At 67.3% G+C, this 22,902-nt stretch carries 22 protein-coding genes; 6 read left to right on the forward strand and 16 right to left on the reverse strand.

Going from position 1 to position 22,902, the window contains the following annotated elements:
• The first annotated feature begins 41 nt into the window (after nt 1–41).
• Nucleotides 42–515: a Spy/CpxP family protein refolding chaperone gene (locus IT355_13115; protein MCC7054199.1), complete on the forward strand. Its 474-nt coding sequence runs from the start codon at nt 42–44 to the stop codon at nt 513–515.
• 128 nt (nt 516–643) lie between these two features.
• Nucleotides 644–1,156 (forward strand): hypothetical protein, encoded by a 513-nt coding sequence (locus IT355_13120; GenBank protein MCC7054200.1) that lies wholly within the window; start codon nt 644–646, stop codon nt 1,154–1,156.
• A 9-nt stretch (nt 1,157–1,165) separates the two neighbouring features.
• Here IT355_13120 and IT355_13125 read toward each other — a convergent pair whose 3' ends face one another.
• From IT355_13125 to IT355_13135, 3 genes are read right to left on the reverse strand one after another with little or no spacing between them, the layout of a single operon-like run.
• Entirely contained in the window at nt 1,166–2,281 is a 1,116-nt protein-coding gene (locus tag IT355_13125; protein MCC7054201.1) for an FAD-binding oxidoreductase, read from the reverse strand.
• Between the two features lie 9 nt (nt 2,282–2,290).
• On the reverse strand, nt 2,291–2,476 hold the full coding sequence (locus IT355_13130; protein ID MCC7054202.1) for a hypothetical protein: 186 nt from the start codon (nt 2,474–2,476) through the stop codon (nt 2,291–2,293).
• Entirely contained in the window at nt 2,476–3,354 is an 879-nt protein-coding gene (locus IT355_13135; GenBank protein ID MCC7054203.1) for a TIGR00730 family Rossman fold protein, read from the reverse strand. The genes IT355_13130 and IT355_13135 overlap by 1 nt, the downstream gene beginning before the upstream one ends.
• 334 nt (nt 3,355–3,688) lie before the next feature.
• Here IT355_13135 and IT355_13140 point away from each other — a divergent pair, with 334 nt between their 5' ends.
• The 3 genes from IT355_13140 (at nt 3,689) to IT355_13150 (ending at nt 6,575) form a co-directional block, all read left to right on the forward strand.
• On the forward strand, nt 3,689–5,065 hold the full coding sequence (locus tag IT355_13140; GenBank protein ID MCC7054204.1) for an alkaline phosphatase family protein: 1,377 nt from the start codon (nt 3,689–3,691) through the stop codon (nt 5,063–5,065).
• Between the two features lie 321 nt (nt 5,066–5,386).
• The gene (locus tag IT355_13145) at nt 5,387–6,124 is read left to right on the forward strand and encodes an SIMPL domain-containing protein (protein ID MCC7054205.1); all 738 of its coding nucleotides are present in this window, start codon (nt 5,387–5,389) and stop codon (nt 6,122–6,124) included.
• 199 nt (nt 6,125–6,323) lie between these two features.
• Nucleotides 6,324–6,575: a hypothetical protein gene (locus tag IT355_13150; protein ID MCC7054206.1), complete on the forward strand. Its 252-nt coding sequence runs from the start codon at nt 6,324–6,326 to the stop codon at nt 6,573–6,575.
• A gap of 725 nt (nt 6,576–7,300) precedes the next feature.
• Here the strand turns inward: IT355_13150 and IT355_13155 are convergent.
• The 13 genes from IT355_13155 to IT355_13215 all read right to left on the reverse strand — a co-directional run bounded on the left by IT355_13155 (nt 7,301) and on the right by IT355_13215 (nt 22,396).
• Nucleotides 7,301–9,436 (reverse strand): recombinase family protein, encoded by a 2,136-nt coding sequence (locus IT355_13155; GenBank protein ID MCC7054207.1) that lies wholly within the window; start codon nt 9,434–9,436, stop codon nt 7,301–7,303.
• Nucleotides 9,433–9,993, reverse strand: a complete 561-nt coding sequence (locus IT355_13160) for a recombinase family protein (protein ID MCC7054208.1) — start codon at nt 9,991–9,993, stop codon at nt 9,433–9,435. Before IT355_13160 ends, IT355_13155 begins: the two co-directional genes overlap by 4 nt.
• A gap of 561 nt (nt 9,994–10,554) precedes the next feature.
• A complete protein-coding gene (locus IT355_13165) occupies nt 10,555–10,854 on the reverse strand; it encodes a hypothetical protein (protein ID MCC7054209.1) in 300 nt (99 codons plus the stop codon).
• A 349-nt stretch (nt 10,855–11,203) separates the two neighbouring features.
• Nucleotides 11,204–11,887 carry a hypothetical protein gene (locus IT355_13170; protein MCC7054210.1) on the reverse strand — a complete coding sequence of 228 codons (684 nt, stop codon included), beginning with the start codon at nt 11,885–11,887 and terminating at the stop codon, nt 11,204–11,206.
• Between the two features lie 328 nt (nt 11,888–12,215).
• Nucleotides 12,216–12,617, reverse strand: coding sequence for a hypothetical protein (locus tag IT355_13175; GenBank protein MCC7054211.1), 402 nt, complete (start codon nt 12,615–12,617; stop codon nt 12,216–12,218).
• Nucleotides 12,618–12,667: 50 nt separating this feature from the next.
• On the reverse strand, nt 12,668–13,027 hold the full coding sequence (locus IT355_13180) for a hypothetical protein (protein MCC7054212.1): 360 nt from the start codon (nt 13,025–13,027) through the stop codon (nt 12,668–12,670).
• A 460-nt stretch (nt 13,028–13,487) separates the two neighbouring features.
• Nucleotides 13,488–14,084: a sigma-70 family RNA polymerase sigma factor gene (locus IT355_13185; GenBank protein ID MCC7054213.1), complete on the reverse strand. Its 597-nt coding sequence runs from the start codon at nt 14,082–14,084 to the stop codon at nt 13,488–13,490.
• A gap of 266 nt (nt 14,085–14,350) precedes the next feature.
• The gene (locus tag IT355_13190) at nt 14,351–14,941 is read right to left on the reverse strand and encodes a hypothetical protein (GenBank protein ID MCC7054214.1); all 591 of its coding nucleotides are present in this window, start codon (nt 14,939–14,941) and stop codon (nt 14,351–14,353) included.
• A gap of 365 nt (nt 14,942–15,306) precedes the next feature.
• Nucleotides 15,307–15,672 carry a hypothetical protein gene (locus tag IT355_13195; protein MCC7054215.1) on the reverse strand — a complete coding sequence of 122 codons (366 nt, stop codon included), beginning with the start codon at nt 15,670–15,672 and terminating at the stop codon, nt 15,307–15,309.
• A 58-nt stretch (nt 15,673–15,730) separates the two neighbouring features.
• On the reverse strand, nt 15,731–18,106 hold the full coding sequence (locus IT355_13200; protein ID MCC7054216.1) for a hypothetical protein: 2,376 nt from the start codon (nt 18,104–18,106) through the stop codon (nt 15,731–15,733).
• A 599-nt stretch (nt 18,107–18,705) separates the two neighbouring features.
• Nucleotides 18,706–19,311: a hypothetical protein gene (locus IT355_13205; protein MCC7054217.1), complete on the reverse strand. Its 606-nt coding sequence runs from the start codon at nt 19,309–19,311 to the stop codon at nt 18,706–18,708.
• Between the two features lie 299 nt (nt 19,312–19,610).
• Nucleotides 19,611–20,372 (reverse strand): hypothetical protein, encoded by a 762-nt coding sequence (locus IT355_13210; protein MCC7054218.1) that lies wholly within the window; start codon nt 20,370–20,372, stop codon nt 19,611–19,613.
• A gap of 560 nt (nt 20,373–20,932) precedes the next feature.
• The gene (locus tag IT355_13215; protein ID MCC7054219.1) at nt 20,933–22,396 is read right to left on the reverse strand and encodes a DNA cytosine methyltransferase; all 1,464 of its coding nucleotides are present in this window, start codon (nt 22,394–22,396) and stop codon (nt 20,933–20,935) included.
• A gap of 5 nt (nt 22,397–22,401) precedes the next feature.
• Here IT355_13215 and IT355_13220 point away from each other — a divergent pair, with 5 nt between their 5' ends.
• Nucleotides 22,402–22,824: a hypothetical protein gene (locus IT355_13220; protein MCC7054220.1), complete on the forward strand. Its 423-nt coding sequence runs from the start codon at nt 22,402–22,404 to the stop codon at nt 22,822–22,824.
• Nucleotides 22,825–22,902: the final 78 nt, after the last annotated feature.

A 22,902-nucleotide genomic window follows, 5' to 3' on the forward strand; every position in this document is an offset into this window, starting at 1 on the left:
AGCCAACTGACCTGTACGACCACACCTCCACGGAGACCCTGATGATGCGTTCCATGCGTGCTGCAGCCCTCGCGGCGGCGCTCCTGATCGGTTCGACTGTCACTGCTGGCGCCCAGGGCGGGCCGCCGGGCGGTGGCGGACCGGGCGGCATGCGGCGCGCGCCGGATGCGATGGCGCTGCTCGAGCGGCCACTGGCCGGCGTCGAGGGGCTGACCGATGCACAGAAGGACACGCTCGGCAAGCTCGAGGCAGCCTACAAGCCGAAGTTCGTGACGATGAACACGGCGATGCGCGAGGCGATGATGGCCGCGCGCCAGAGCGGGAACACGCCGGACATGGCGTCGATGATGAAGATGCGCGAGGCGATGGTGGCGATGCGGAAGGAAGAGCTGGCCGCGGCCCGCGCGCTCCTGACGGCGGCGCAGCACCCGAAGTTCGACGAGAACGTGAAGGCGGAGGACGCCGAGCGTGATGCGATGCGCGGGCGGATGGGTGGCGGTGGCCCGCCGCGGTAGGCGTTCGCACACCGCAGGATGAACGGGGCGGGGCGACAGGCGAGACTTGCCTGCCCCGCCCCGTTCCGGCATCGTGCAGGCCGGCTCCGGCCCGATGACACGTGGCCCCACTTCCGCAGGAGTGCAGCATGGAACAGCGCACGACGGTTCAGCGCACCATCCGCCGGCGCATGGCGCAGGTCACCCTGGTCGCCCTGGTGATGTTCCCGATGGCCGTCCGTCCCGCCGCGGCACAGCAGGTGGCGAGCAACGCGCCGGTGCGGCTGTCGATCGAGGAGCTGACGGCGCAGTGGGCCTCGCTGGAGCGCCCCCTGCTGGGTGTCACCGAGCTGACGGACCTGCAGCGCGATGCGATCGAGCTGCTGGAGGAGAAGTATCGCAAGCTCTTCAACGACGAGGCCGGCCCGATCCGCGCCGCACGAAGCGCGCTGCTGCAGAACAGCCAGAACTTCGCGCGGCAGGACGTGGAGCGGGCGCTGTCGCGCATGGCCGCGCTGCGCAAGCGTGAGCTGGAGCTGCTGCGCACCATCCTGACCGACGCACAGCGGGTGCGGTACGACGAGAACCTGAAGGTGCTGGACGCCGAGGAGGAGGATGCGCGGCTGCGTCGGGCGCGCGAGGAAGCCTTCTACACGCCGTGACGGCGCCGGTCAGCCGGGCATCGTCCGGGTGGCCCACTCCACCGCGTCGCGGGCACAGAGTCCGCCGATGATGTTGCCGGTGCCGCTGTAGGCGCCGATGGCGAACACGCCGTCGCGCACCTCCTCGCAGATCGGCGCACCGTCCTCCGTGTAGGCCACGCTCGCGGCCCAGCGGTGCGTGATCGGTGCCGCGGTGCCGATATGCCCGCGCAGGAACTGCTCGATGCGTGCCTGGATGGTGTCGGTCGGCACGTCGAGCGGCGTCCACTCCGTCTCGAGCTCCGTGTCCCGGAACCCGCCCACCGCCACGCACCCGTCGTCGAGCTGGCGCCAGTACTCGAAGCCGTCGTGGAAGTAGATGGGTCGCGGGATGCTGACGTCGGTGGCCGGTGCGGTCGCGAGCATCTGCAGTCGCGCCGTCGTCACGCGCGGCTGCAACTCGGGGAGCACCAGCTCGATGCGGCCGTCGACGGCCACGATCACGCGGCGGCAGGTGATGGTGCCGCGATCGGTGACGACGCGGGTGCCGCTGATCGCGGTGGCGCGGGTGGCACCGTGGAGTCGCGCGCCGGCCGCGAGTGCGTGTCGCGCCATGCCGCGCACGCGCTGCAGCGGCTGCATCACGCCATCGGTGGGCATCAGCAGCCCCTCGCCATCCGGGCCGCGGTACCATTCCACCGGCAGTCCATCGCGCACCATCGCGTCGAACTGCACGCGGCAGTCGTCCAGCTCGGCCGGTGACGCGGCCAGCCGCAGCGATCCCGTGCGGCGCGTGCACTCCGGGAACTCGTCGAAGATGGCATCCATCTCGGCCAGCGTGCGACGGTACATCGTGACGGCGGTGTCGTGCCCGAGCAGGCGCACGGCATCGTGGTGGAAGTCGGCGAGGCCGGCGAGCAGCAGGCCACCGTTGCGACCGGCGGCACCCGCACCGACATCGGCGGCATCGATGCCGATCACGTCGAGCTGCCGCGCGCGCAGCGTGCGCACGGCGACCAGTCCGCTGCCGCCGAGTCCGACCACGCAGACGTCGCAGGTGGCATCACCGGCGAGGGGTGGCGTGGCGATCCAGCCGCCGGCATCCCAGGCGGGGGTGTTGAACGGGACCGGGGCGACGGTGGCCATGGGGCGTCCTCAGCGGGGGCGGCAGGTCTTCGTGGAGTCCACGTACACGCGGCCCGCGGCGGTGCACTCCGCCCGCGGGTCCACGCGCAGCGACTTGCTGGCGACGATGCGCAGGCCGACGAGGGCGAGCGCACCGAGGGTGATCATGGCAATGAGCACCTTGATCGCCCGGTCCAGGCGCTGCATCGCGTCCATCAGCGGCCCTTGCCGGCGGGGCGGCTCTTCTGTGCCGCGTGGGCCTCGATCACGGCACGTGCGGCCTCGCGGGGATCGTCGGTGAGCAGGAGCAGGTCGAGGTCGCCGGGGCTGATCTTGCGTTCGCCGGCCACGCGCGACTGCAGCCAGCGAATGAGGCCAGCCCAGTAGTGGGTGCCGAAGAGGATCACGGGGAACTGGAAGATCTTCCCCGTCTGGATCAGCGTCACCGCCTCGAACAGCTCGTCGAGCGTGCCGAAGCCGCCGGGAAAGCAGATGAAGGCATTGCTGTACTTGATGAACATGGTCTTCCGCACCATGAAGTAGCGGAAGCTGACGAGGGTGTCGACGTACGGGTTGGCGCCCTGCTCGAACGGCAGCTCGATGTTGCAGCCGATGGAGGGGGCACCGGCGAGGCGTGCGCCCTTGTTGGCGGCTTCCATGATGCCGGGGCCGGCGCCGGTGATGATGGAGAAGCCCGCCTCGCCGAGCAGCCGCGCGACCTCGGTGGCGGCGAGGTACTGGGGGTCATCGGGTGAGGTGCGGGCCGAGCCGAAGATGGAGACGCCCTTCTCGACGGCGGCGAGGGCATCGAAGCCCTCGATGATCTCGCCGGTCATGCGGAGCACGCGCCAGGGGTCGGTGCGGGTGAAGTCGTCGCGCGGGCCCGGTGCCTGGAGGAGCTTGGCGTCCTCGGTGAGCGGCACCTGGTCGCGGATGTCGGTATCCACGGTGGGGCGGATCAGCGGCGGCTTGCGCCCGTTCTTCGCCGCCGGCTGGGCGGTGCCCTTGAGCGGCTGCTTGGTGGGGGAGATGACGGTGCTGCTGGCGGGGGTCTCGCGACCGGCGCTGCGGTGCCCCTCCACGTGCCGTTCCATGGCGCCCTGCAGCGCCTCGGCTTCGGCGCGCTGCATGGTGGCGACGTTGGCGGTCTTGCCACCGGCGGTGGTGGCGCCGGCGGCGCGGGTGCCGCGGCGTGGCGCGACGGGCTTCGACCGTCCGGCGGCCGTGGCGGCGGGCGTCCTGACGGACGTGGTGGCGGGCGTCTTCGCGCGCTTTGCGGGCATGCTGGTGGGGACGAGGAGAGGCAGGGGCGACGCCGATGCATCCGCGCCGGAGCCGCGCCGGGTAGAATTGTAGTGGCTGTCCCGTCCGGCTTCGTCCCCTTCAGCAGGGGTGGGGCCGTCCCCCCCGGCACTCCCCCCGGTCGCGTTGCCCCACGTCATCATCGTCGTCGCCGACGGCGCCCGCCCCGACACCCTCGCTGCCGCGATCGCCGCCGGCGAGGTGCCCGCACTGAAGGCGCTGCAGGACGCGCAGGGAAGCCATACGCTCACGACGGTGTTCCCGTCGGTGACGGGGCCGGCGTACGCGCCGTTCCTGATGGGCGAGCATCCCGGCCACGTGGGGCTGCCGGGGTTGCGGTGGTTCGACCGCAGCCGCCGCGACACGGGCTGGCCGCACTACACTCGCAGCTACATCGGCAGCGAGATGCGGAAGGTGGACCGCGACCTCACGCCGGAGCGCCCGACGGCGTTCGAGCGGGCGGGGGGCGGGCTGGCGATGATGAACATGATCGGCCGCGGCCTGCCACACCGGAACAAGCTCACCAACAGCCCGGCGTTCGCGCTGCGGGCGGGGTACACCCACTTCCGCGGTGACGTGGCGGGGTGGCTGGACGTGGACCGGAGCCTGTCGCGGCAGATGCTGGGCCGCGTGCTGGCCGAGCGCCCGCCGTTCACCTTCGCCAGCTTCTGCGGGGTGGACAAGACGAGCCACAGCGTGGGGCATGGCGCCCGGATCGTGCGCGATGCGCTCACGATCGTGGACGGGTTCGTGGCCGACGTGACGGCGGCGGCGACGCGCGCGGGGTGGATGGACGAGCTGGCGCTGTTCGTGGTGAGCGACCACGGCCATGTGGGGGTGCAGGCCCACGACGACCTCGCCGACCTGTTCCGCGACGAGGTGGGGCTGCGGGTGCTGGCACATCCGAAGATCTTCGGCGTACGTGATCCGGAGATGGCGGTGATGGTGAGCGGGAACGCGATGGCGCACCTGTTCGTGGAGCTGCAGTCGCGCACGCGTCCCTGGTGGCCGCGCCTGCGCGACCGCTGGGACGAGACGGCCGAGCTGCTGCTGGGCCGGCCGTCGGTGGACCTGCTGCTGCTGCCGCACGACGAGTCGCGGGTCGAGATCCGCGGGGGTGCGGGGCGCGGGGCGGCGATGGCGTGGCGCGAGGGTGACCGGTATCACTACACCTGTGAGCGTGGTGATCCGCTGGGGCTGGGCGAGGTGCACGGCATCACGGCGGCGGAGGCGTGGGAACGGTCGATGGCGACGGACTATCCGGACGCGCTGGTGCAGGTGCTGACACTCAACGACTGCACCCGTTGCGGCGACTTCATCCTGAGTGCGACGCGGGACTGGGACTACCGGGGGCGGTACGAGCCGATCCCGCACCGGTCGTCGCACGGGGCGCTGCACCGGGAGCACATGCTGGTGCCGATGCTGACGAACGTGCCGGCCGAGGGGCCGTGGCGCCGGACGACCGAGGTCTTTCACGCTTCAATGCGTTTTCTCGGGGTCTAGGTGTTCGTTTTCGATCGTTGAACGGCTTTGACGCAAAGGCGCAAAGGGCGCGAAGGACGCAAAGGGGTCTGGCGCTGGGCGGGCGGTGTAGGAGCTAGTCAGCCTGACTTTTTGGGGAACTGCGTGTGCGGGGCGGCGGTCGGTGCCACGACAGGCACTGCTGTTGCGGTTGCTCTTTACCAGAAAGGCGATGCATCGTGCCACACCGTCGGCGGCTTCGGTGTAGTGCTCTTTGCGTCCTTCGCGCCCGTTGCGCCTTTGCGTTGACGCTGTTCAAGATGCCAGAATCACAGCACACATTTCGAGACCGGAAACGAAACGATGAGTGATGGCAGCAGCAGGAGCTCGAGTGCAGGACTGATCGCGGTGGCGGTCGGGATCGTGGCGGCCGCGTTCCTGGTGGCCGGCGCGGTGCGCGACGTGGGGCGGAAGAACGACGTGATCGAGGTGACGGGGAGTGCGCGTCGCCCGATCGTCGCGGACCTTGGCATCTGGAATGGCACGGTCACGGTGCAGTCGCCGACGGTGGCGGGGTCGTACGCCGAGGTGACGGGGTATGGCGACCGGGTGCGCGCGTGGCTCAGGTCGCGCGGACTGGCGGACAGCGTGATCACGGTCCGGCCGGTGGAGACGAACCGGATGATGGTGGTGAACAGCGAGGGCCAGCAGACAGGCCAGGTGGCCGGCTACAAGGTGTCGCAGACGGTGGAGGTACGGCTGTTCGACCCGCGTGCGATCGAGAAGCTGGCGCGCGAGGCGGGCGAGCTGGCCGGCCAGGGGATCCCGTTCGAGGCGGCGTCACCGCAGTACCTGTACACGAAGCTGGCCGAGCTGCGGATCCAGATGATGGGCGAGGCGACGCGAGATGCGCGCGCGCGGGCGGACGTGATCTCGAAGGCGGCTGGGGCCGAGGTCGGCAACGTGCGCAGCGCGAACACGGGCGTGGTGCAGATCACGCCGCGGTTCTCGACCGAGGTGTCGGACTACGGCATGAACGACGTGACGAGCATCGAGAAGGACATCACGACGGTGGTGAAGGTGACGTTCGCGCTCAAGTAGCTGGGTTCTGGCATCGCAACCGGAAGGTCAACTGCTTTGACGCAAGGCGCGAAGGGCACAAAGGACGCAAAGAACCGCTGATTGGAATGGACTCCGTGCCTTGCCACCGCTGTAGAGCCCATTCCAGTCCCTTCTTTGCGCCCTTCGCGCCTTTGCGTCATGCTGTTCAAGAGCTTGCGCGAGGCTCTACGTTTCAGGCATGACCTGGACGTCGCTGGTACTGGCGCTGGTGTGGCGATGCGTGCGGGAGCCGTCGCTGATCGGTCCGTTGCTGCTGGTAGGGTGGCGGTTCCGGCGGCGCAATTGGTACGCACGGTTCCCGTTCCTGCCGTTGCCGGCGTGGGACTACGTGCAGTGGCGCATGCACACGGCGTATGGCGACCACGATGCGGTGCCGCCGGTGGATGACATCGCGAACTACGCGCGGTGGACCTGGCACCTGCCGACCTGACGTGACATGACGCTGGTGGCGCCGACGGGATTCGCGCACCGGTTGAAGGCCGAGGCGTATGCGCGGGGGGCGATGCTGGCGGGGGTGTGCCGGCTGGGGCCGATGGAGACCGCGCGCGCCTTCGATGACTGGCTTGCGAACGGGTACGCGGGTGAGATGGCGTATCTCGCGCGTGGGGCCGAGAAGCGCCGGGACTCGACGCTGCCCGTGCCGGGGGCGGTGAGTGCACTGGTGATCGGCGTGAACTATGGCGGGCGCGAGCCGGACGGGCCGGTGGCGCGGTATGCGCGTGGGGATGACTACCACGAGGTGCTGGTGCCGATGCTGCGCGGTGTCCAGGACTGGGCGTCGGCGGAGCTGGGCGTGGCGGTGCCCGGGAAGGCGTACACGGATACGGGGCCGATCCTGGAGCGGGACCTGGCGCGGCGGGCTCGGCTCGGCTGGATGGGCAAGAACACGATGCTGATCTCACCGCGGCACGGGTCGTTCTTCTTTCTGGGCGTGTTGTTGCTGGGGCTCGAGCTGGAGGTCGATGATCCGTTCGAGACCGAGCATTGCGGTACGTGCACGCGGTGCCTCGAGGCGTGTCCGACGGAGGCGTTCGTGGGGCCCCGGGTGCTGGATGCGACGCGGTGTGTGTCGTATCTGACGATCGAGTCGAAGTCAGAGGTTCCCGAGGCGCTTCGGCCGCGGTTGGGTGGGATGATCTACGGGTGTGACATCTGTCAGGAGGTGTGTCCGTATAACCGTAAATTCTCGCAGGAGCTGTCGCTGGCTGCGTTCGCGGCCAGGCCGGTCCTCGACGGACAGGACGCACGGTCCCTCGCGACACAGCTGCTGGGCATGTCGCAGGCAGAGTTCTCTGCCTCGTTTAAGGACTCTCCCATGAAACGGGCCAAGCGCGTCGGACTCAAGCGCAACGCGGCCGTGGTGCTCGGCAACGCGGGGATGGAGTCGGACGTCGGCACGCTGATCGGCGCCTTGGACGACGACGAGCCGCTGGTGAGGTCGCATGCCGCCTGGGCACTGGGCAGGCTGGGCGGCCCGTCTGCCTTTGCCGCGCTCGAATCGAGGGCCGCCGTGGAGGCGGCCCCCGAAGTCATCGCGGCCATCGCGTCGGCCCTATCCGGCATGGCGACGTAGCTCCCAGCCATCTCGAAATGGCGCGGCGCGTACGGATCCGTGCGCAGCACGACGACGGCCGTCTTTCGGTTCGCGCGGCGCATGCCCTTGATGGGCTCCACCGCGATGTAGACGGCATAGACCCAGTGATCGAAGATGGAGCGGCGCTCGGCCCCGCCGAGTCGATCCCACGCGGCAGCGATGTTCCGCGTCTCGTGAATCAGCGACGAGAGCTTCTCGAAGGCTCTGACGCCCGATTCGGCATGTCGGGTCGCGGTCTTGACATTCCCCTCGGCGACGGCCACCTGACGACGAAGCTGCGCGAGCTGCTCGGTCAGCACATCGTCGCCGACGACAGACGCTCCGGAATCGGCCATGACCGTCGCCATCATGATCTTCGCGGCACGTTCGTAGGCGCCGCGACGATCACGAAGGGTCTTTTCGGCCGCCGCGACGCTGTTGGACGATGACCGGCCAAAACTGTCCTTCTCGAGCAGGAACTGCCGGACCTGATCCTCGAACGCTTCGCTGGATCGCTCCCGTACGATCAGATCCTTGATCTTCGTCTCGATCTCCGCCGCATCGACATACCAGACCTTGCAGCCGGCATCCTTGAATCGTTCGTGGGAGCGTTCACCGCGACGGTTCTTCGGCTTGCTGTGGGCGTACATTCGCGCGCCCCCTTGCGCTTCCTTGAGCTTGCCGCCGTTGTACTCCAAGCCGCAGTGCGCGCAGACGAGCGTCAATGGGAATTGCTCAGCATGACGACGGCGACGCGGTGCTCCCTCGACGCCGCGGCTCAACAGGCGCCGCTGGACCTGTTCGAAGAGCTCCACGTCGACAATTGGGGGCCACTTCGCGTCCACGATCATGACTGGGCGATTGCCTTCCTTCTCGGCAATGCCTTGAAATGACAAACGCCCGATCAGCGCGGTGTTGGTCAGTAGCTTGCGCAGAGTGCTGTGTGTCATCCGACCTCCACGCTTTCCGGATACGCCATCTTCGTTGTAGAGGACCCGCCCGACGCCGTCCAGCGACATACCGCCCACGATCAGGCGCGCCGCCTTGGTCCATTGGGCGACTTCGACGTCGTTCGGCAGGAGGATGGTGTTGGCGGATGCGGACGATTTTTCGCGATCCTTGAGCACACGGTCCGCGGCGACGTCCTTTCGCAGGGTGCCCCATGGGGCTGACCCACCAGTCCACCAGCCTTGCGAGGCGCTCTTGATCATTCCGCGCGTGACGTTCAGCGACAGTGTGACGGAGTAGGCCGCCGCCATGTGCGCGTGAAGGACGAGCACAATGATGTCGCTGAGGCTATCACCGCTCGTCTTCACTGTGACGAACTGTGGCCGCCAGCCAAGCTTTGTGAGTTCCGCATGCAGCTGCTGAAACGCTGCCACGTCCGGCCGACCTTCGTCATCGAGAATGCGGCCGAACCGACTGGGATCATACATCTCGATACGGCCGGGATCGTTCCGCGGGCGAGGGTTGGCGCGACAGAACGCCAGTAGGTCCTGGAGCTGCGGGCGGACGAATGTGGTGCCCGTGTAGTTGTCGCACCAAACCCACTCGGGATCGATCACTCCCCACTCGCGGTCGGCTGCCTCCCCTTGCTGCACGTGTGAGCCGATCTGACGCTCGCCAGATTCGGTGCTCTTCCTCGTGTAGCGAATGCGCGTCGGCACCTCCGCGTTGGCGGCGACGCGTTCCTGCCATTTGGCGAAGGTGATCATCATGACACGCCCTTCGGTGCGTGCTGCGAACTGCACCCGCGCCCCGCACGGCTCGATTTACGCTTGGGCCAAGACGACTTCTTGGAACTGTTCACTGACATGAACGCGAGCAGGACAATCACTATTATGTCGCTCAGGCTCTCGCCGGGCGTCTTCACCGTGACGAACTGGGGCATCCATCCAAGATTCGTGAGTTCCGCATGCAGCTTCTGGTAGGCCGCCACATCCGGCCTACCCTTGTCATCGAAGATGCGGCCGAATCGGCTCGGGTCGTACATCTCGATGCGGCCCGGATCATTCCGCGTCCGCGGGTGGGCGCGACAGAAGGCCAGCAGATCCTGCAGTTGCGGGCGGTCGAACGTCGCCCCGGTAGAATCGTCTCGCCACACCCACGTGGGATCTATCACGCCCCACTCTCGGTCGGCTGCCTCGCCCTGCTGCGCGTGCGAGACGATCTGGCCTTCGCCAGATTCGGTGCTCGTCCTCGTATAGCGAACGCGCGTCGGCACCCCAGTATTGACGGCGACGCGTTCCTGCCACTTGGCGAAGGTGATCATCATACGGCGTTCTCCCAAAGGTCATGCGAGATGATTTCCGCGCAGCGCCGGCGGCGCACGCGGTCTCCGGCGGCATCACTCAGCCGGTCGGAGAGTTTCTTGAAATGCCCTTCGACGACATGCATGCCGAAGAGGGCGGCGAGATGAACTGGCAGAGAGCTGGTGAGACTTGGGGGAGTGGCGGATTGGGGGATTGTGATTGCTGCCGACGATTCCGGACCGCAGTCCGTCTTCGGGGGGGCATCCACAGGCACCGTCCGGGTAAGGGGGCGCCGCATCGGTGATGTTGGTGCGGCAGGGGAGAGCCTAAAGCGGCCACCACGCAGCAGCCGGTCCGCCGTGAGACCGGCCATCCCCTCGCACTCCCCCTACCGGCCAACATGCGTAAGCGTCTGAACCACAAGCAGTTACGCGACCGACGCGCGCTGGCGGCGAACCGTCGATGGTGTGCCTCGCGCCGGCCACCACTGATGCAGCGGCGGCGAACGCAGGCAGCGGGCTGCCGGTGATAGCCCTCGTGGCCATACCAGAAGGGCGCTGCGTACGGCCGCCGTCACTGTTCGATCAGGCTGCGCTTTTCACCTCGACCGCCTCTCCAACCATCTCGGGCGAAGTGATCGAGTCCATCGTCGACTCGTGGAGGGCTGCCCGGATGCCATGCTGCGCAGCGGCGTACCACGACGCCACATCCTCATTCGGGCGTGTCACCACGCCACTGACGATGGATTTCCAGAGGCGTGCATAACGGATGGTGATCTCTGCGTTCCGTGCGGACCGATTCGAGTTGCCATCGTGATTCTGCATGTGCTCCCCCTTGGCATGGACAGGACGCGTGATTGCGTCTTGGCGCAGGCTGCGCGGCATGGACGGGGGGCGCCAAACGATTGATGGAGCTGCGACTGGAGCGACGAACAGCGGAAGACGGCGAGGCCGCGTTGCGGTGACCCCGCGTCGGGTCCTCTGGTCTCAACTCGAACACGCGAGCCTTCGGCTACGAATCATCGGGTCTGTCCGCCATCGCACCAGAGCGCACGCGATTTCGTGCCGGACGCCGGGTGAGCGACCGAGCTGACATCCGCTTCCATGCTGCACCCCGTCGTGATCGCGCTCCCGTGCCGCCGCCCGTCAGCGGCGGCGGAAGGCGTGACGCGTGTCTGAGGTCCTGACGGACACGCACTGCCACGCGACCGACGTAAGCCAACCGCCGGAGGCGTCAGAAGGGCAGGTCGATGCCCGGCCCGGAGAGCGCCGTGGCCCATCTCATGGCCGCATCAGGCGTTCCGCGCTCCGAGTGTTCGAGCACCGTCCGCCGCAGGGTGCGCGTGGCGCCCGTGGCATCGTCCAGACTGATGCACGCGGCGGCGCTGGCACGGCCGGCGACGGCCACCACGGCCGCAGGCGCGGTGACGGGCACCCACCGATGCCACTCCACGGCACGCAGCGTCTCGACGACGCGCGCCAACTCCGCTGCCTCGTCCGCAGGGAGGTGATCCGTGCGGTCCATGTCGTGCTCTGCCCTGGTGAGAAAACCGGCGGCCCCCGGAGGCGCTCCGTGGTCGATATGGGCGACCAACGTGAGCCCCGCAGGTGCCGTCTCCATGCACACGCTCATCTCGCGAAAAAACGCCGCGAGAATGGCGGTGTTGCGGTCCGTGGCTCGCACCCCGTCGGCCGCCTGCAGCGTGTGGGCGACGATGCGACGAAGCCACCGATGCAGGCCGGGCAGCGCCGCAGGCACAGTGGTGCTGCCCTCGAGTGCTTCCCGAAGAGTCGCGTGGCCGTTGGCAACACCGAAAAATGGGAACTCCAACATCGCGAAGAGCAGGTCGGCGGCGCTGCGGCGCAGGATCAGCCGGGTTTCATCGATGAGCGCGGCGACCTCGCGCGCGGTATTCACGGGCGTCTCAGGTTCCTGCGTCAGCGGTGGACCAGCGTGCATTCGGAGGTTCATTCTTGGGGGCTCCATTCGATGAGGGTGACGCGAGTGCGCCGGCGGCGGAGATGGCCGGCTGACGGGAGTGATGGCGGGAGGTTCGCGACATGCCCATCCACGCGGGCGCGGTTCTGACAGCCCTTGTGGCCGTAGATCCGCGGGAGCGGGATGGGACATATCGCAACCGACCTGTGCTGGATGTGCTACGGGCGGCCTCCGTAGTGCTATCGCGGAGGTGTTGCATTGACCCGCTCGATGCGAAGAACCGACGCATCGACCTACGTCGCGATGGCTACCAGAGGTCGTCGGTGTGACTATTGGTCGTTGACGCGGTCGCTGTGGGCACCGCCATCCGGTCGGCCCGGACGCGGATGGCGGCGCGCACCCTAGGTGGCAGGGTACGGTGCACGAGCACCGCGACCTGTCGAACTCGAGCGACTTCCTCGACCGTGAGCGCCGTCGTCGCGCCGGCACCGGCACGGAGGGCTGCGCCCAGCGCGACGACGAGCAATTCGGCGTCGCCCTCCGCCATGGTGACCATGGCCTGCTGTCGCGTGAGCACGGTGACCCGGGGAGTTGAATCCACCGCACGCAGCGCGTCCTGCGTGTCGTGCGCGCGCGCCTCTCCGTCCGAGCTGTCCTGCGGTGCTCCTGTCTGCATGAGCAGCAGGGCCAGCGTGTCACCCTCTGGCATGACATTGGTCTGTGTGGACAAGCCACGCCGGGGGGCAGTCGGCGCCGTCATCAGGCTGCCCGTCCTGCGGCACGCGTCACTGTCCGCAGGGTGGCGGCATGCTCGAGCACCGCCGCGGTTGTGCGAGACGACATCCAGGCATGCAGCGCGCCGTCCGTCTGTGCCGGGCAGCGGTCGAGCTCTGCGCAGATGGAGAGGAGCGAGTGCTCCGTCAGCTCCTCGACCGTGACCTCGACATGACGAAGGCCCGCATGCAACGGCGCCACATATCGGAAGACGCGCGGCCGCCAGAACTCCAGCCATGCGGTCATGGACGGAACGCCCAGCTCTTCGACCTCGGATATCGCGTTTTGGAGCAACGCGAGCAGAGGAGTGAACGGGGGAATGGGATAGCTCCTGGTAGGGGCCATGATGGGGTGCTCCTCCGGCAAAGGCCGGCGTTACGGGTCGTGTCGCCGCCGGAGGTCGGCGTCGACACCAGAGCATTCGGGCGTGCTGGCGGGGGCTCGGCCCTCTCCGCGACTTCATGCACGACGGCGAGGCACCACCGGCCTGCGCGTGGCTGCCATCTGGCCCTCCTGCGTGGGCGCGCAGCGAGGCGCAGCTGTGCGACGGCGGTCGTCGTCGCACCTCGATTCGTCTGTCGGAGGCAGTCGACGTGCGTGAGCGGAACCCGGCGCGGTCGAGTGTCTGGTCGCGGGGGCGAAAGAACCGTCGTCGAACGGACTGTCACGGCCATGTGGCGTCGGTGAGGGGAGGCGTCCAGCGGCCACGTGGCCGCTCCCCCGTATCGCGCCGGTGTTGCGTCGGACGCGCTGACAGTGCTGGAGACGGGCGGTGCACGCGCCCGGCGAAGCGTGGTGTCCGCGGTCACGGTGCGTAGTGGGCGAGCCGCGTGGCGAGGTGGCGCCGAACCGCCTTGACGTGGTGATGCACGGTCGTGCGATGGACGCCGAGTACAGCGGCGGCGTCGGTCTTCGTCCGCTGCTCCTCGATGACGACGCGCCAGCTGCCGGCCATGGCATCCGGAACCTCGGCCAGGGCCTCCTCGTACTCGTGGCGCATCGGGTGCACGGTGTCGGCCTCGGCGTGCGCGTTCAGGGCGTACGTGGCGCGCAGGACGTCGGCGACCTCCGTATCGCAGGTGTCAGCGCGCCGTCGGGCCTCAGAGATCAGGCGACGGGAAGCGACGGTTGCCAGCCACCGCATGACACCGTCATTCCGAGGGTCGCGGCACGCGCCACGCTGGAGCGCCGGGATGGCGTCAACGAGGGTGTCTTCGGCGAGATCCTCCGGGGACTGCCACGTCGACACCGGTGCGGCACGCAAAAGGCTTGCGCAGACCGGTACGAGAGCGAGACGCGCAGCCGTGTAGAAGGCGACCTGCGCCGCCGCGCAGTCTTCCGGCGAGCGGGCGGTGGTGAGCGCGGCCAGTAGGGCGGCGAGGGTTGTCGAGCGGTCGGACATGGATGCTCCGGCTGTCGGTGCGGAGCCGTTGGTGGCGTCCGCCGCGCGGTCTGAACCGCGATGCCGGACCGTGCGAGTTGTTCAGCGGGGGCCCGGCTCCGACTCCTCTGGGCGTCGACGCGGGCGCCGACCTACGCAGCCTGCGTCCTTAGCTGCGACCCGTGCTGGACGGACGCCGTTAGCGCCCGCTCAGCACGACTCCATCGCACCCACGTCGGTCAGCGTCAGCGTCACGGCCGTGGATGCGGATGTGAGCAACGCTCGACCTAGAGCATCGCTGGCACGAAGACATTGACGTCAGCGATGCTGGCGGTCTTGACGATGAACGGGCAAAACCGTTCCCGTTCCACCAGAGCCATCGGACCAATCGTGGCCGTCAGGTGCGCGACCAGCGGAAGAGTGAAAAACTCGTACACCTGCATCCGCGCAATCCGCTCACGCAGGGTGGCCGCGAGCGGCATCGAGTCCAACATGCTCGTGAAGAGTGCGTTGGAGAGGTCGAACGTCTGGACAAAGTCCAGCTGACCGAGCGTCGTCTGTCGCGTCGCTGACCAGTAGTTCGACGACGTGCGAGCAAACAGGTCTAGCATGACGAACCGGCTCGTCGACACACTGCTGGGCGTCGCGAGCTTTGCGAACCAGATCCCGTAGTCGGGCAGAAATCCGCGAGGGGCTCGACTCGCTCCACCGCGGATGGTGAACCGTTCCGACGCATCCTCGGCAAGCGCGGTCAGCACGGCGTCGAGCGTGAAACCGTTATCGCACATCCGACCCGCGGTGGCCCGCATCGCGGGATTGTCGACCTTGAATTGATGCAACAGCACGGGATACAGCGCGTCTTCTTTCACCTTCAGCATGGAAAAAACTCCGGTGTTCTCGCGCTGACCCGGGTGGGACAGCGCAGTGGCACCAAGCTCCCTGAACGGGACCCTGTGTGACGCCGGTGGCCGCTGCGGAGCGCAGGGGGTGGGGGCGTTGGGGCGAGCTTACAGGGGTTCGGAGCGAATGACCGTCGGCGGCCGGGGGGAGGTCCGATTCCACGCCCAAACACAGGCATCTGGGGCAGCGCCCGCCCCGTGTCTTGGTCATTCGGCGGGGCGAGAGACCGGGGCTTGGGAGCACGTGCCCTTGGCAGTTAGCCATGAGCGTTCATGGCGCGACCGGCGCGCCAGGTCGAGATGCCATCTTAAAAGCCGTACCTCGTCCCCCCCCGCCCGCGACATCACTTCATCAGGTCAGCCAGTGCACCGGCGGACGCGCTGGTTGCGCCCGGTCCGGAGAGCCGTGCACGAGGCGACTTCAGCGGCAGTCCCGTCGTTCCGTCGGCAACCGCATACCAGACGGGGGCTCCGCTCCGACCGGCCAGATAGCAGGTGGCCATCCGGTCGACATCGGTGGGCAAGAACGTCCAGCCGACGCTTGCCCCTCGCCGCTCGAGGGTCGCGTTCCAATGACCAATCCATTCGACGCCGGGAGGAAGAAAAATCCGCCAGAACGTCGCACGCGACATGCTGATGCCGTGCCGCGAGTGCAGATACGCACGTGCTTCGCGGATGCTGAGTGTCGCCGTCGTCCGTTGCTGTGCCATACGACGGGTGTACTCGGGACTGCGAGCCGGCCGCCAGAGGCAGGCGCCCGGCGGACGTCTACGCTGGACGGCGATTGCGTCGCGCACGCCAGCGGCGGGGGGCGGCGGACGCCGACTCAGGCGGCAGGAGCCAAGCGCGAGCATGCAGAATCGCTACGACACGGGGGTCATCGCGGATCACGACATCACGACGCTGCCGAATGGCATCCATCAGGTCGTCGAGGTGGTTGAGATGGCGCCAGTCGTCCCGCCGTCCCGCGAGGTGATCCATCACGGCGGCACTTATCTCGGAGGCGTAGTGCTCCTTGAGGGTCGTCGCGAGATCACCCGTCAGGTGTTCCGCGTATTGCCAGTCGCCCCGGGCACCGCCCCAATAGGTGCCGATGAGCAGCCGGATCCTGTGGAGCGTGCACGCCACCTTCTGTGCCCGCGTGAGCAGCGAGCGTCTCGCTGGCACGGCGTCGCCGTGGAGCAGTCGAATGATGTCATAGAGGGCCTCATGCACCCGGGCGGCGAACTGGCCACCGACCCGGATGCGGCGCCGTGAGCGCGGCGCACTCGGGAACAGCGCCAAACCGTCCAACGCCGCCGCGTTCGGGGGGAGCGTTCCCTCACAGACCGGCCGCTTGTACGTGAAACCATGGGAGACCTCGCGGAACCACCAGTCGAGCAGGTCGTGATCGACACCTGTGGGACTGAGCTGGTGGACGTGCGGCTGCACCGGCTTGCGAGCCCGCTGCGACCGGCGTCGCCGCTCCGAGATCTTTAGACTGGCTGGGTCCACCTGTCGGTTCGTACCAAACCGCACATCCACGCGGACCAGACGACCATCGATGTAGGTGGTGGTCACGTGCCGACCATGCTGAGCATTCGCATAGTTCTTCCGGCGCATGCCGTCGTCGCAGACCATGGCGACGGCGCAGTAGTCGTGCAGGAGGAAGGCATACCGGCGATACGCGGCAGCGCACACGGCGTCGCTCGCTCCACAGGAAAGCCGATGCTGCCACTCCACCCGAGCGGCATGCGCACGGTTGGCCATCCAGGTCAGACCGACCGTGCTGAGCAGCGGCAGGCTGAGGTGGGTCACCAGCCAGACCTTGTCGATCCCGGTACCCTCCCTCACGTCCGGGCCGGGCTTGGAGGCGTGCAGCCACTCCATGACGAAACGACGTCTGGTCACCTGAATCGCCCAGTCGTTCGCATCCAGCGCCTCCGCGTACACCGCCGTCACGACCGACCACAGCGCACACTCGTTCCGGACGCAGACTTCCGGGATCCAATGCTCCGACGCGCCCTGATCACCTCCAAGTGCCGATGCGGTGCGTGCGGCTGGGCCATCCTCGAGCATCAGGCGCTTGATCAGGGGGCCGGACGCCCGCGCGACCTGCCCCACTTTCGCAATGAAGTCGGCGTGTCCCACCTCCCGCACTACACCCGGCAACGGTACATCGACCGCGAACAGGTGCCAGAGGCGTACCTCACCGCGGATGGGGAGATGCGACACGAGCTCAGGCCTGTCGTACAGCCCCTCAAGCAGGGATACGGTTCGAACCACGGCATCCATGATGGCCGTGTGCCAGGCGTCGGAGACGGCGCCCGACGCCGGGGTGCCGAGATACAGCGTCAGCTCCTGTGCGATGCTTGGGTACGTGCCGGAGAGCTGCTCCGCGAGTAGCCCGAGCCGGTCACGATGACAGGTCGTCACGGCGTCGCCAGACAGCTGGACGACACGGGCGACGCGGCTGCGCCAGTGGGGACGCCTGTCCAGCGAAGCGTATTTTCCAGCGTTGGCTGCGTCAGCACGGATTGCGTCTGCGCGAATGCGACGGTACGCGGAGCAGGCGTTGCGGATGGAGTTCGCGGCGTAAGGGCTCGGCTCCGTCCCGGCGTACGCGTAAAGCTCGTCCATGGACGGCATTTTTTCGGGGGCAGCGAACGCACCCATTGCCGCGCACGTCCGCGCGAGGACGACCAGCTTGCTCTGGTCTTGCCGCCGACGGGCGAAGCTCCGGAGCTCTAGGAACCCTGCGGACAGGAAGAGATGCGGTGAGTCGAGCTTGCGCGACGCGGGATCGATGCCGGTCAGCAGCCGCAATGCGCGCCGCGCGCGGCTGGCAGCCTCGCTGGGGTTCGCGTGACCGCGTCCCCGTGCCGCAGCCGCCGCGTGCTGCGGCAGGTCCGGCAATGCAACGCGGACATCGGCGGTGTCGACCATGGCGTGCCGCAGGGCCGCACGGACGGTGCTCGTGAGGCCGTGTTCGACGCTGTCGCTGACGGCATCGGCGTAGGGCCTGCCGCCGGTTGGAGCCCGGCTTGCAGCGCAGATGGTCTTCAAGGCGCGAAGGCAGCCGTCCAACGAGAGCGGGCGCGTCAGGCATGGACGGAAGCGGGCCAGCCCTGCGGGCGGCTGCGTGGCGCGGAAATGTTTGGTCATTGGCAGGGTGTCACGAGGGATGCGCGCCGCAGGCAATGGGCGCACCCGCACCATGCCGCTCTGGCGCCGTGGGCGCGGAGAGCCTTACAACCCCTGCTGGTCTCGTGCTGGTCTCAGCGGCGTTCTCGCCCGATTCCTCCGGCATTTACAGCACGAGATCATGAACATCCTCGTCGGAAATGGCGGCATGATTATGCTGTAAGGTACGAAGATCGGTGTCACGTACTGGTCAAGTCTTGGTCTCATGGGCACTTGGCTACACCGCCCCGCTTGATCAGAACTGAGGGGAGTGGTCAAGCGGCTTGTAAGCGACGCCGGTGCGCCACGTCATCACGAATGGCAGCCCGGAGCCAGCGTCCGCTGAGATTCGGGACGCGCACACGGCACCCCATCTTGCCTCGTTCCGAGGCAGGTGCACCCACCGTGCATGTGCTCGGCCTATCGAAGGCAGACCCCAAATAGACGACGCCGTGTGTAACCACGCGAATCGCGTGGTAATCCCAGATCCGCGGCTCATCGTCGGTGTTCGCGCCAACCCGAGCCTCGCAGCACTGGACTTCGCGACCGTGAGGTCGCGAAGTCCAGTGAGCACGAGGAAGTCAGAACAGGCGAATCGTCGAAACGTTGTTGCCCGTGTCGCGATCCCACGTCGTTTGGATCTTCGGGTGTACCGGAAACTCGGGCGAACGGATCGGGTCGAAGTCAGCTGACCGCAATGCGCACGCCCCCGCCTCGCCGAACACGCCGACGACCCGCTCGGCGAGATAGTCGGCAACATGCTGATCAGCGCGCTGGCCCGTGCCGAGCAGCATGCGGATGACATCCAGCGAGAAGGCCAGCAAGGACGGATGCACGTCCTGAGTGCCCCCTAAACCTGAGAGCACGTAGGCCAGCCGAAGCGGATGCCCGGTGCCACCAAGCGCGTCATCGAGCGCGACAGGTTCGACATTCGCGAGGGCTGCCGCGCGAAAGAGCGGAGTGAGCAATTCACTTGATCCGCCGTACAGGCGAATGATCAAGCGGGCATCAGGAATGCAATTGTGGAACCGCAAAGCGAAGAGCACCCGTGCCATCACGGTGGCATCAAGCGTGGGCCATTCGGCACGGTCTGCGGGGAGCGGAATCGTCGGGAAGCTGAGCGCATTCCGTTCAGCCGGGACAGGCGGAGCGCCGCCGAGCTGCTGGCGCGTGATTCTGGGAGACATACGATGAGCTTGGGAAGAGGGCCGTCGACAGCGGGGCGGAAGTGCCCGGAGCACGCGTTCGCGTGTGCTGCCATGCCAACAGGCTAAAGCGGGAGGTGGGCCGGCCTGAATGCGGCCAATCGAGCGGTCTGGACAGCCGTGCGTGCGCCCTGCTGTGAGGGAAGCCAAGCGCGACAGCTACCCTCGGACGGCGCAAAAGAGGCGCGATGCAAAACCCCTTGATGACCAGCTGATTCCAGCCACGCCGACTGCAGCGCGGAGCGTGACCGGGATCAGTGACCCGACATTCGTCGCGGTGATCAGGACGAAGGAGCCTTTCGCGCGCCTAGGCTCCGCTTGCGCGCCACGACAATCCGCGCCCGCGACGTGGTCGCAGCAGCTTGGGCCGCCAGGGATGCCTCCAGCGACGCAACCCGGGTCTCTGCGACTCGACACCGCTCGGTCTCGACGCGAAGGGCTTCACGTGCCGCTGCCAGCGCCTGCTTGAACTCCGTGACGGTACCGCTCGCGAGCTCGGCTTCCCGACGAACGAACTCGACCTCCTTGCGCAGCACGCCAGCCTCCTCGCGGAGCGCTGATATCGCTGCGGCATGCATCGCTACGGTCTCCCGATGCGCACGCGTCGCTTCATCGAGCTGTTCCGCAAGCGTCTGTACCTGCGACGCCAGTTCCGCGGTGTCCCGCTGCCAGACCTCTGCCTCAGCGGCGCGAACCGTACGCAGGTCCTTCCACTCACGCTCCGCCGCGGCACCAGCGACGACGATTGCGTCTTTCAGGAGCGTCAGCGCGGCCGTCGGGATGCCGGTGACATCGTCGAACGGCGGCACCGGAGCGACCGCCGGTTCGACCAGCTCGACGAGGAAATCATCGGGCAGCGTGGCACGCAGGTGCGCGTTGACGCCGCGCTCAACCTGAACGGCGCGAAGCGCATAGCTTGCCCGGAGAGCGCTGCCACGATTCCGCGCAGCCTTGATAATCTCGCGCCCAGTCGGGAAGGCCTTGTTGTTGCAACCCACGAGGCCCCGAGCCACGGCCAGCAGTTCCTTGGTGGTGATATCCATCTGAACAACCTCCCTTCCGACGATGTGACCGAGGCCGCGCTCGCGGCTCGGACCGCCGGCGACTCCGTGAGGGGCAGTCGGATCGGCTGTGGCGAAAGCCTAGTGCGGTCGTGGGGGGGCTGCCGGTTGCGGCGCCGGAGGAGGCTGCCTGCAGACAATTGGGGGCTGCGACCGACGTTCCAGGCCGGGAGCGGACTGGCTCCGAGGGAGAGCGCTGCCCACGCGATCCAGCGGGGGGGCGGCTGCGATGGGTTCAGGCGTTGCACGACGTGGGCGGATCGTGCGGACGCTGGCTCACTCGGACGGGCGTCCCCGCGCGCATGCTCGGTTCTCGCACCTGCGCGCTGTCGCGCGGGTGCGCGATTCGTGCAGGCGCGCGGTTCGTTTCAGTCTAGGGGTCTCACCCCGCTGCGCACGCCTAAGCGCAGTTAGGCATGCGCAGCACTCTAGGCGGCGGCACCCGCCATGCGGTCTGCAGAGCTGCTCAGGGAGCAGGCTGCCGGTGTCAACGCCGTTCGATATCGCTCACTTCTCCACACTGAGTGGGGAATTTCAGACGATCACTTACAGAGTCCAGATTCGTACTGCACGACGGATGAGGAATCATCGAGATCCACACCGAGTTCGCGGTCCAAAGCTGCCCGCAGGAAGCGCGCGAGCGGAGCGGCATGGTGTCCACGGGATTCGTCAGGTTCAGCGCTCGCCAAGCACCGACGCAATTGCCAGCCGATGGCAGCAGCTAGAGGCACAGGCACGGCATTACCAATCTGGGTGTACCGCGGCGCCTCGCGCACCGTTTCACCACTGCGGACGTCTCCCGCGCGACGGTCGCCGCCAGTTGTACGAGGCCCCTTGAACTGGTACCAGTCGGGGAAACCTTGCAGCCGGGCCCACTCGCGCACCGTCAACGAGCGTGATTGTGCGAAATGCACGTAATCATCTGGCAGCGACGCAACAGTGATACCCGGCGCCCTGTCGCCCCACGTTGCTGGAAGGGCGCGCTGCGCGAACTTCTTCGTGCGCTGCGCTTCCGGAACTTCCTTCCCTTGTCGGATGAGCCCAAACCGCGCTCGCACATGTGCGGCGTGCCGGCTGTACGCTTGCTCCGCTAGAGGCGCACCCTTCCGAGTCGCGACACCGTCACCTGATACAGCCGCGCGCATGGCATGCTGCCAGCCTGCTCTCGCGGCAGCGGGGTACGCGCACGTCTCGAAGGCCCCCTTACAGCCGGCATGTGCCCACGCTTCCCAACTTGGATCAATGAGGTCGCCAAGGAGCTCCTCCATGTCCGGCAAAAATTCGCGCCGCCTCTCAGGCGATAGCGCAGGTGGCAGCAACAGCGCCTTTGTCGCAAGCTGTTCGTCACGCGCCGTGCAAGCGTTTATGGCCTGACGTGACAACGTGCGTACTGAAGGATGGGCAAGTTCACGTATTGCCTCCCACCGCTCCTCACGAAGACCGACCATGAGCACTCGCGGACGGTTCTGCGGCACGCCGAACTCGTAGGCCCGGACAACGTCGTACGCGATGACATACCTGTCCCCGAGCGTCCGTAGGAAGTGGCGACGAACCCGGTCCCAGACCTTTCGCGGGTCGTCCCGTGACCAGCGTGCGGACAGAAGCCCACGGACGTTCTCGAACAGGAACGCCTCCGGCTGCAGCTTGTCGATCACCGAAATCATGTCCTTGTACAGGTGGTTGGACGCGATTTCATGCTTCTCGACATCGCTATGCGTGCGTCGGTGACCGATGCCGGAGAACCCTTGGCACGGCGGCCCGCCCGCAACCAACGTCACGCGTTCGTTCCGGCCCAGTCCGGCAAGCCTCCGCAGCTTGCTGGGCTCGGCGTCTGCGAGCTGCCGCACGTCCGTCTCGACATGCACAGAGCCGTCGCGGTTGGCCACATAAGTGGCCCGCGCCGAATTGTTGAGCTCGGCTGCGAGCACAGGCACGAAACCGGCAAGCTCGAGGCCGAGGGATAACCCTCCGCACCCCGCAAACAGGTCTACAAGGGTGAGATTCACTTCGTGTGCATTCGGATCCGCTTCCTAAGGGCCGCAAGGATCACGGAAAGCTAAGGCCCAGTCACGTCACCTTCCAGGCGAGCACGACGCGCGACCAAACCTTGCCAGCTCAGCAGCGCTCTGATCCTACCTTCGCAAGTACGCCAGAGGCTCGGCGTCGCATCTGGCGGGCGATACGGGGAGTGGGAAACCTCACTACCGAGGCTGCCTTCGCGGTCCTGCTCCGGAGGCACGGCCTCTCTGGTTGGCGGCGACACCAGCCGTACCCGGGTCGCCCAGACTTCGCGTGGCGCCGCGAAAAGGTCGTCGTATTTGTTGATGCGGTTGCTTTTGGCACGGCTGCCCCAGGCACTATCGGCCGCCGCGCGCAAACCCCGAATTCTGGGCCACCAAGGTTGCGACAAATCGTGCACGAGACCGACGAGTGACCAGGGCGCCGCGTGCTTCCGGCTGGCGGGTGGCGCGAATCTGGGAGTGCCGATTGCACGAGCCTGCTACGTTGTCCC

Source organism: Gemmatimonadaceae bacterium (assembly GCA_020851035.1).
GTDB lineage: Bacteria > Gemmatimonadota > Gemmatimonadetes > Gemmatimonadales > Gemmatimonadaceae > JACMLX01.

Bases quoted from the DNA above. Each gene is read 5' to 3' on its own strand.
- IT355_13115 (MCC7054199.1), top strand. From the start codon at position 42: ATGATGCGTTCCATGCGTGCTGCAGCCCTCGCGGCGGCGCTCCTGATC.
- IT355_13120 (MCC7054200.1), top strand. From the start codon at position 644: ATGGAACAGCGCACGACGGTTCAGCGCACCATCCGCCGGCGCATGGCG.
- IT355_13125 (MCC7054201.1), bottom strand. From the start codon at position 2,281: ATGGCCACCGTCGCCCCGGTCCCGTTCAACACCCCCGCCTGGGATGCC.
- IT355_13130 (MCC7054202.1), bottom strand. From the start codon at position 2,476: ATGGACGCGATGCAGCGCCTGGACCGGGCGATCAAGGTGCTCATTGCC.
- IT355_13135 (MCC7054203.1), bottom strand. From the start codon at position 3,354: ATGGAACGGCACGTGGAGGGGCACCGCAGCGCCGGTCGCGAGACCCCC.
- IT355_13145 (MCC7054205.1), top strand. From the start codon at position 5,387: ATGAGTGATGGCAGCAGCAGGAGCTCGAGTGCAGGACTGATCGCGGTG.
- IT355_13150 (MCC7054206.1), top strand. From the start codon at position 6,324: ATGACCTGGACGTCGCTGGTACTGGCGCTGGTGTGGCGATGCGTGCGG.
- IT355_13155 (MCC7054207.1), bottom strand. From the start codon at position 9,436: ATGATGATCACCTTCGCCAAATGGCAGGAACGCGTCGCCGCCAACGCG.
- IT355_13160 (MCC7054208.1), bottom strand. From the start codon at position 9,993: ATGATGATCACCTTCGCCAAGTGGCAGGAACGCGTCGCCGTCAATACT.
- IT355_13165 (MCC7054209.1), bottom strand. From the start codon at position 10,854: ATGCCGCGCAGCCTGCGCCAAGACGCAATCACGCGTCCTGTCCATGCC.
- IT355_13175 (MCC7054211.1), bottom strand. From the start codon at position 12,617: ATGCCAGAGGGTGACACGCTGGCCCTGCTGCTCATGCAGACAGGAGCA.
- IT355_13180 (MCC7054212.1), bottom strand. From the start codon at position 13,027: ATGGCCCCTACCAGGAGCTATCCCATTCCCCCGTTCACTCCTCTGCTC.
- IT355_13185 (MCC7054213.1), bottom strand. From the start codon at position 14,084: ATGTCCGACCGCTCGACAACCCTCGCCGCCCTACTGGCCGCGCTCACC.
- IT355_13190 (MCC7054214.1), bottom strand. From the start codon at position 14,941: ATGCTGAAGGTGAAAGAAGACGCGCTGTATCCCGTGCTGTTGCATCAA.
- IT355_13195 (MCC7054215.1), bottom strand. From the start codon at position 15,672: ATGGCACAGCAACGGACGACGGCGACACTCAGCATCCGCGAAGCACGT.
- IT355_13200 (MCC7054216.1), bottom strand. From the start codon at position 18,106: ATGACCAAACATTTCCGCGCCACGCAGCCGCCCGCAGGGCTGGCCCGC.
- IT355_13205 (MCC7054217.1), bottom strand. From the start codon at position 19,311: ATGTCTCCCAGAATCACGCGCCAGCAGCTCGGCGGCGCTCCGCCTGTC.
- IT355_13210 (MCC7054218.1), bottom strand. From the start codon at position 20,372: ATGGATATCACCACCAAGGAACTGCTGGCCGTGGCTCGGGGCCTCGTG.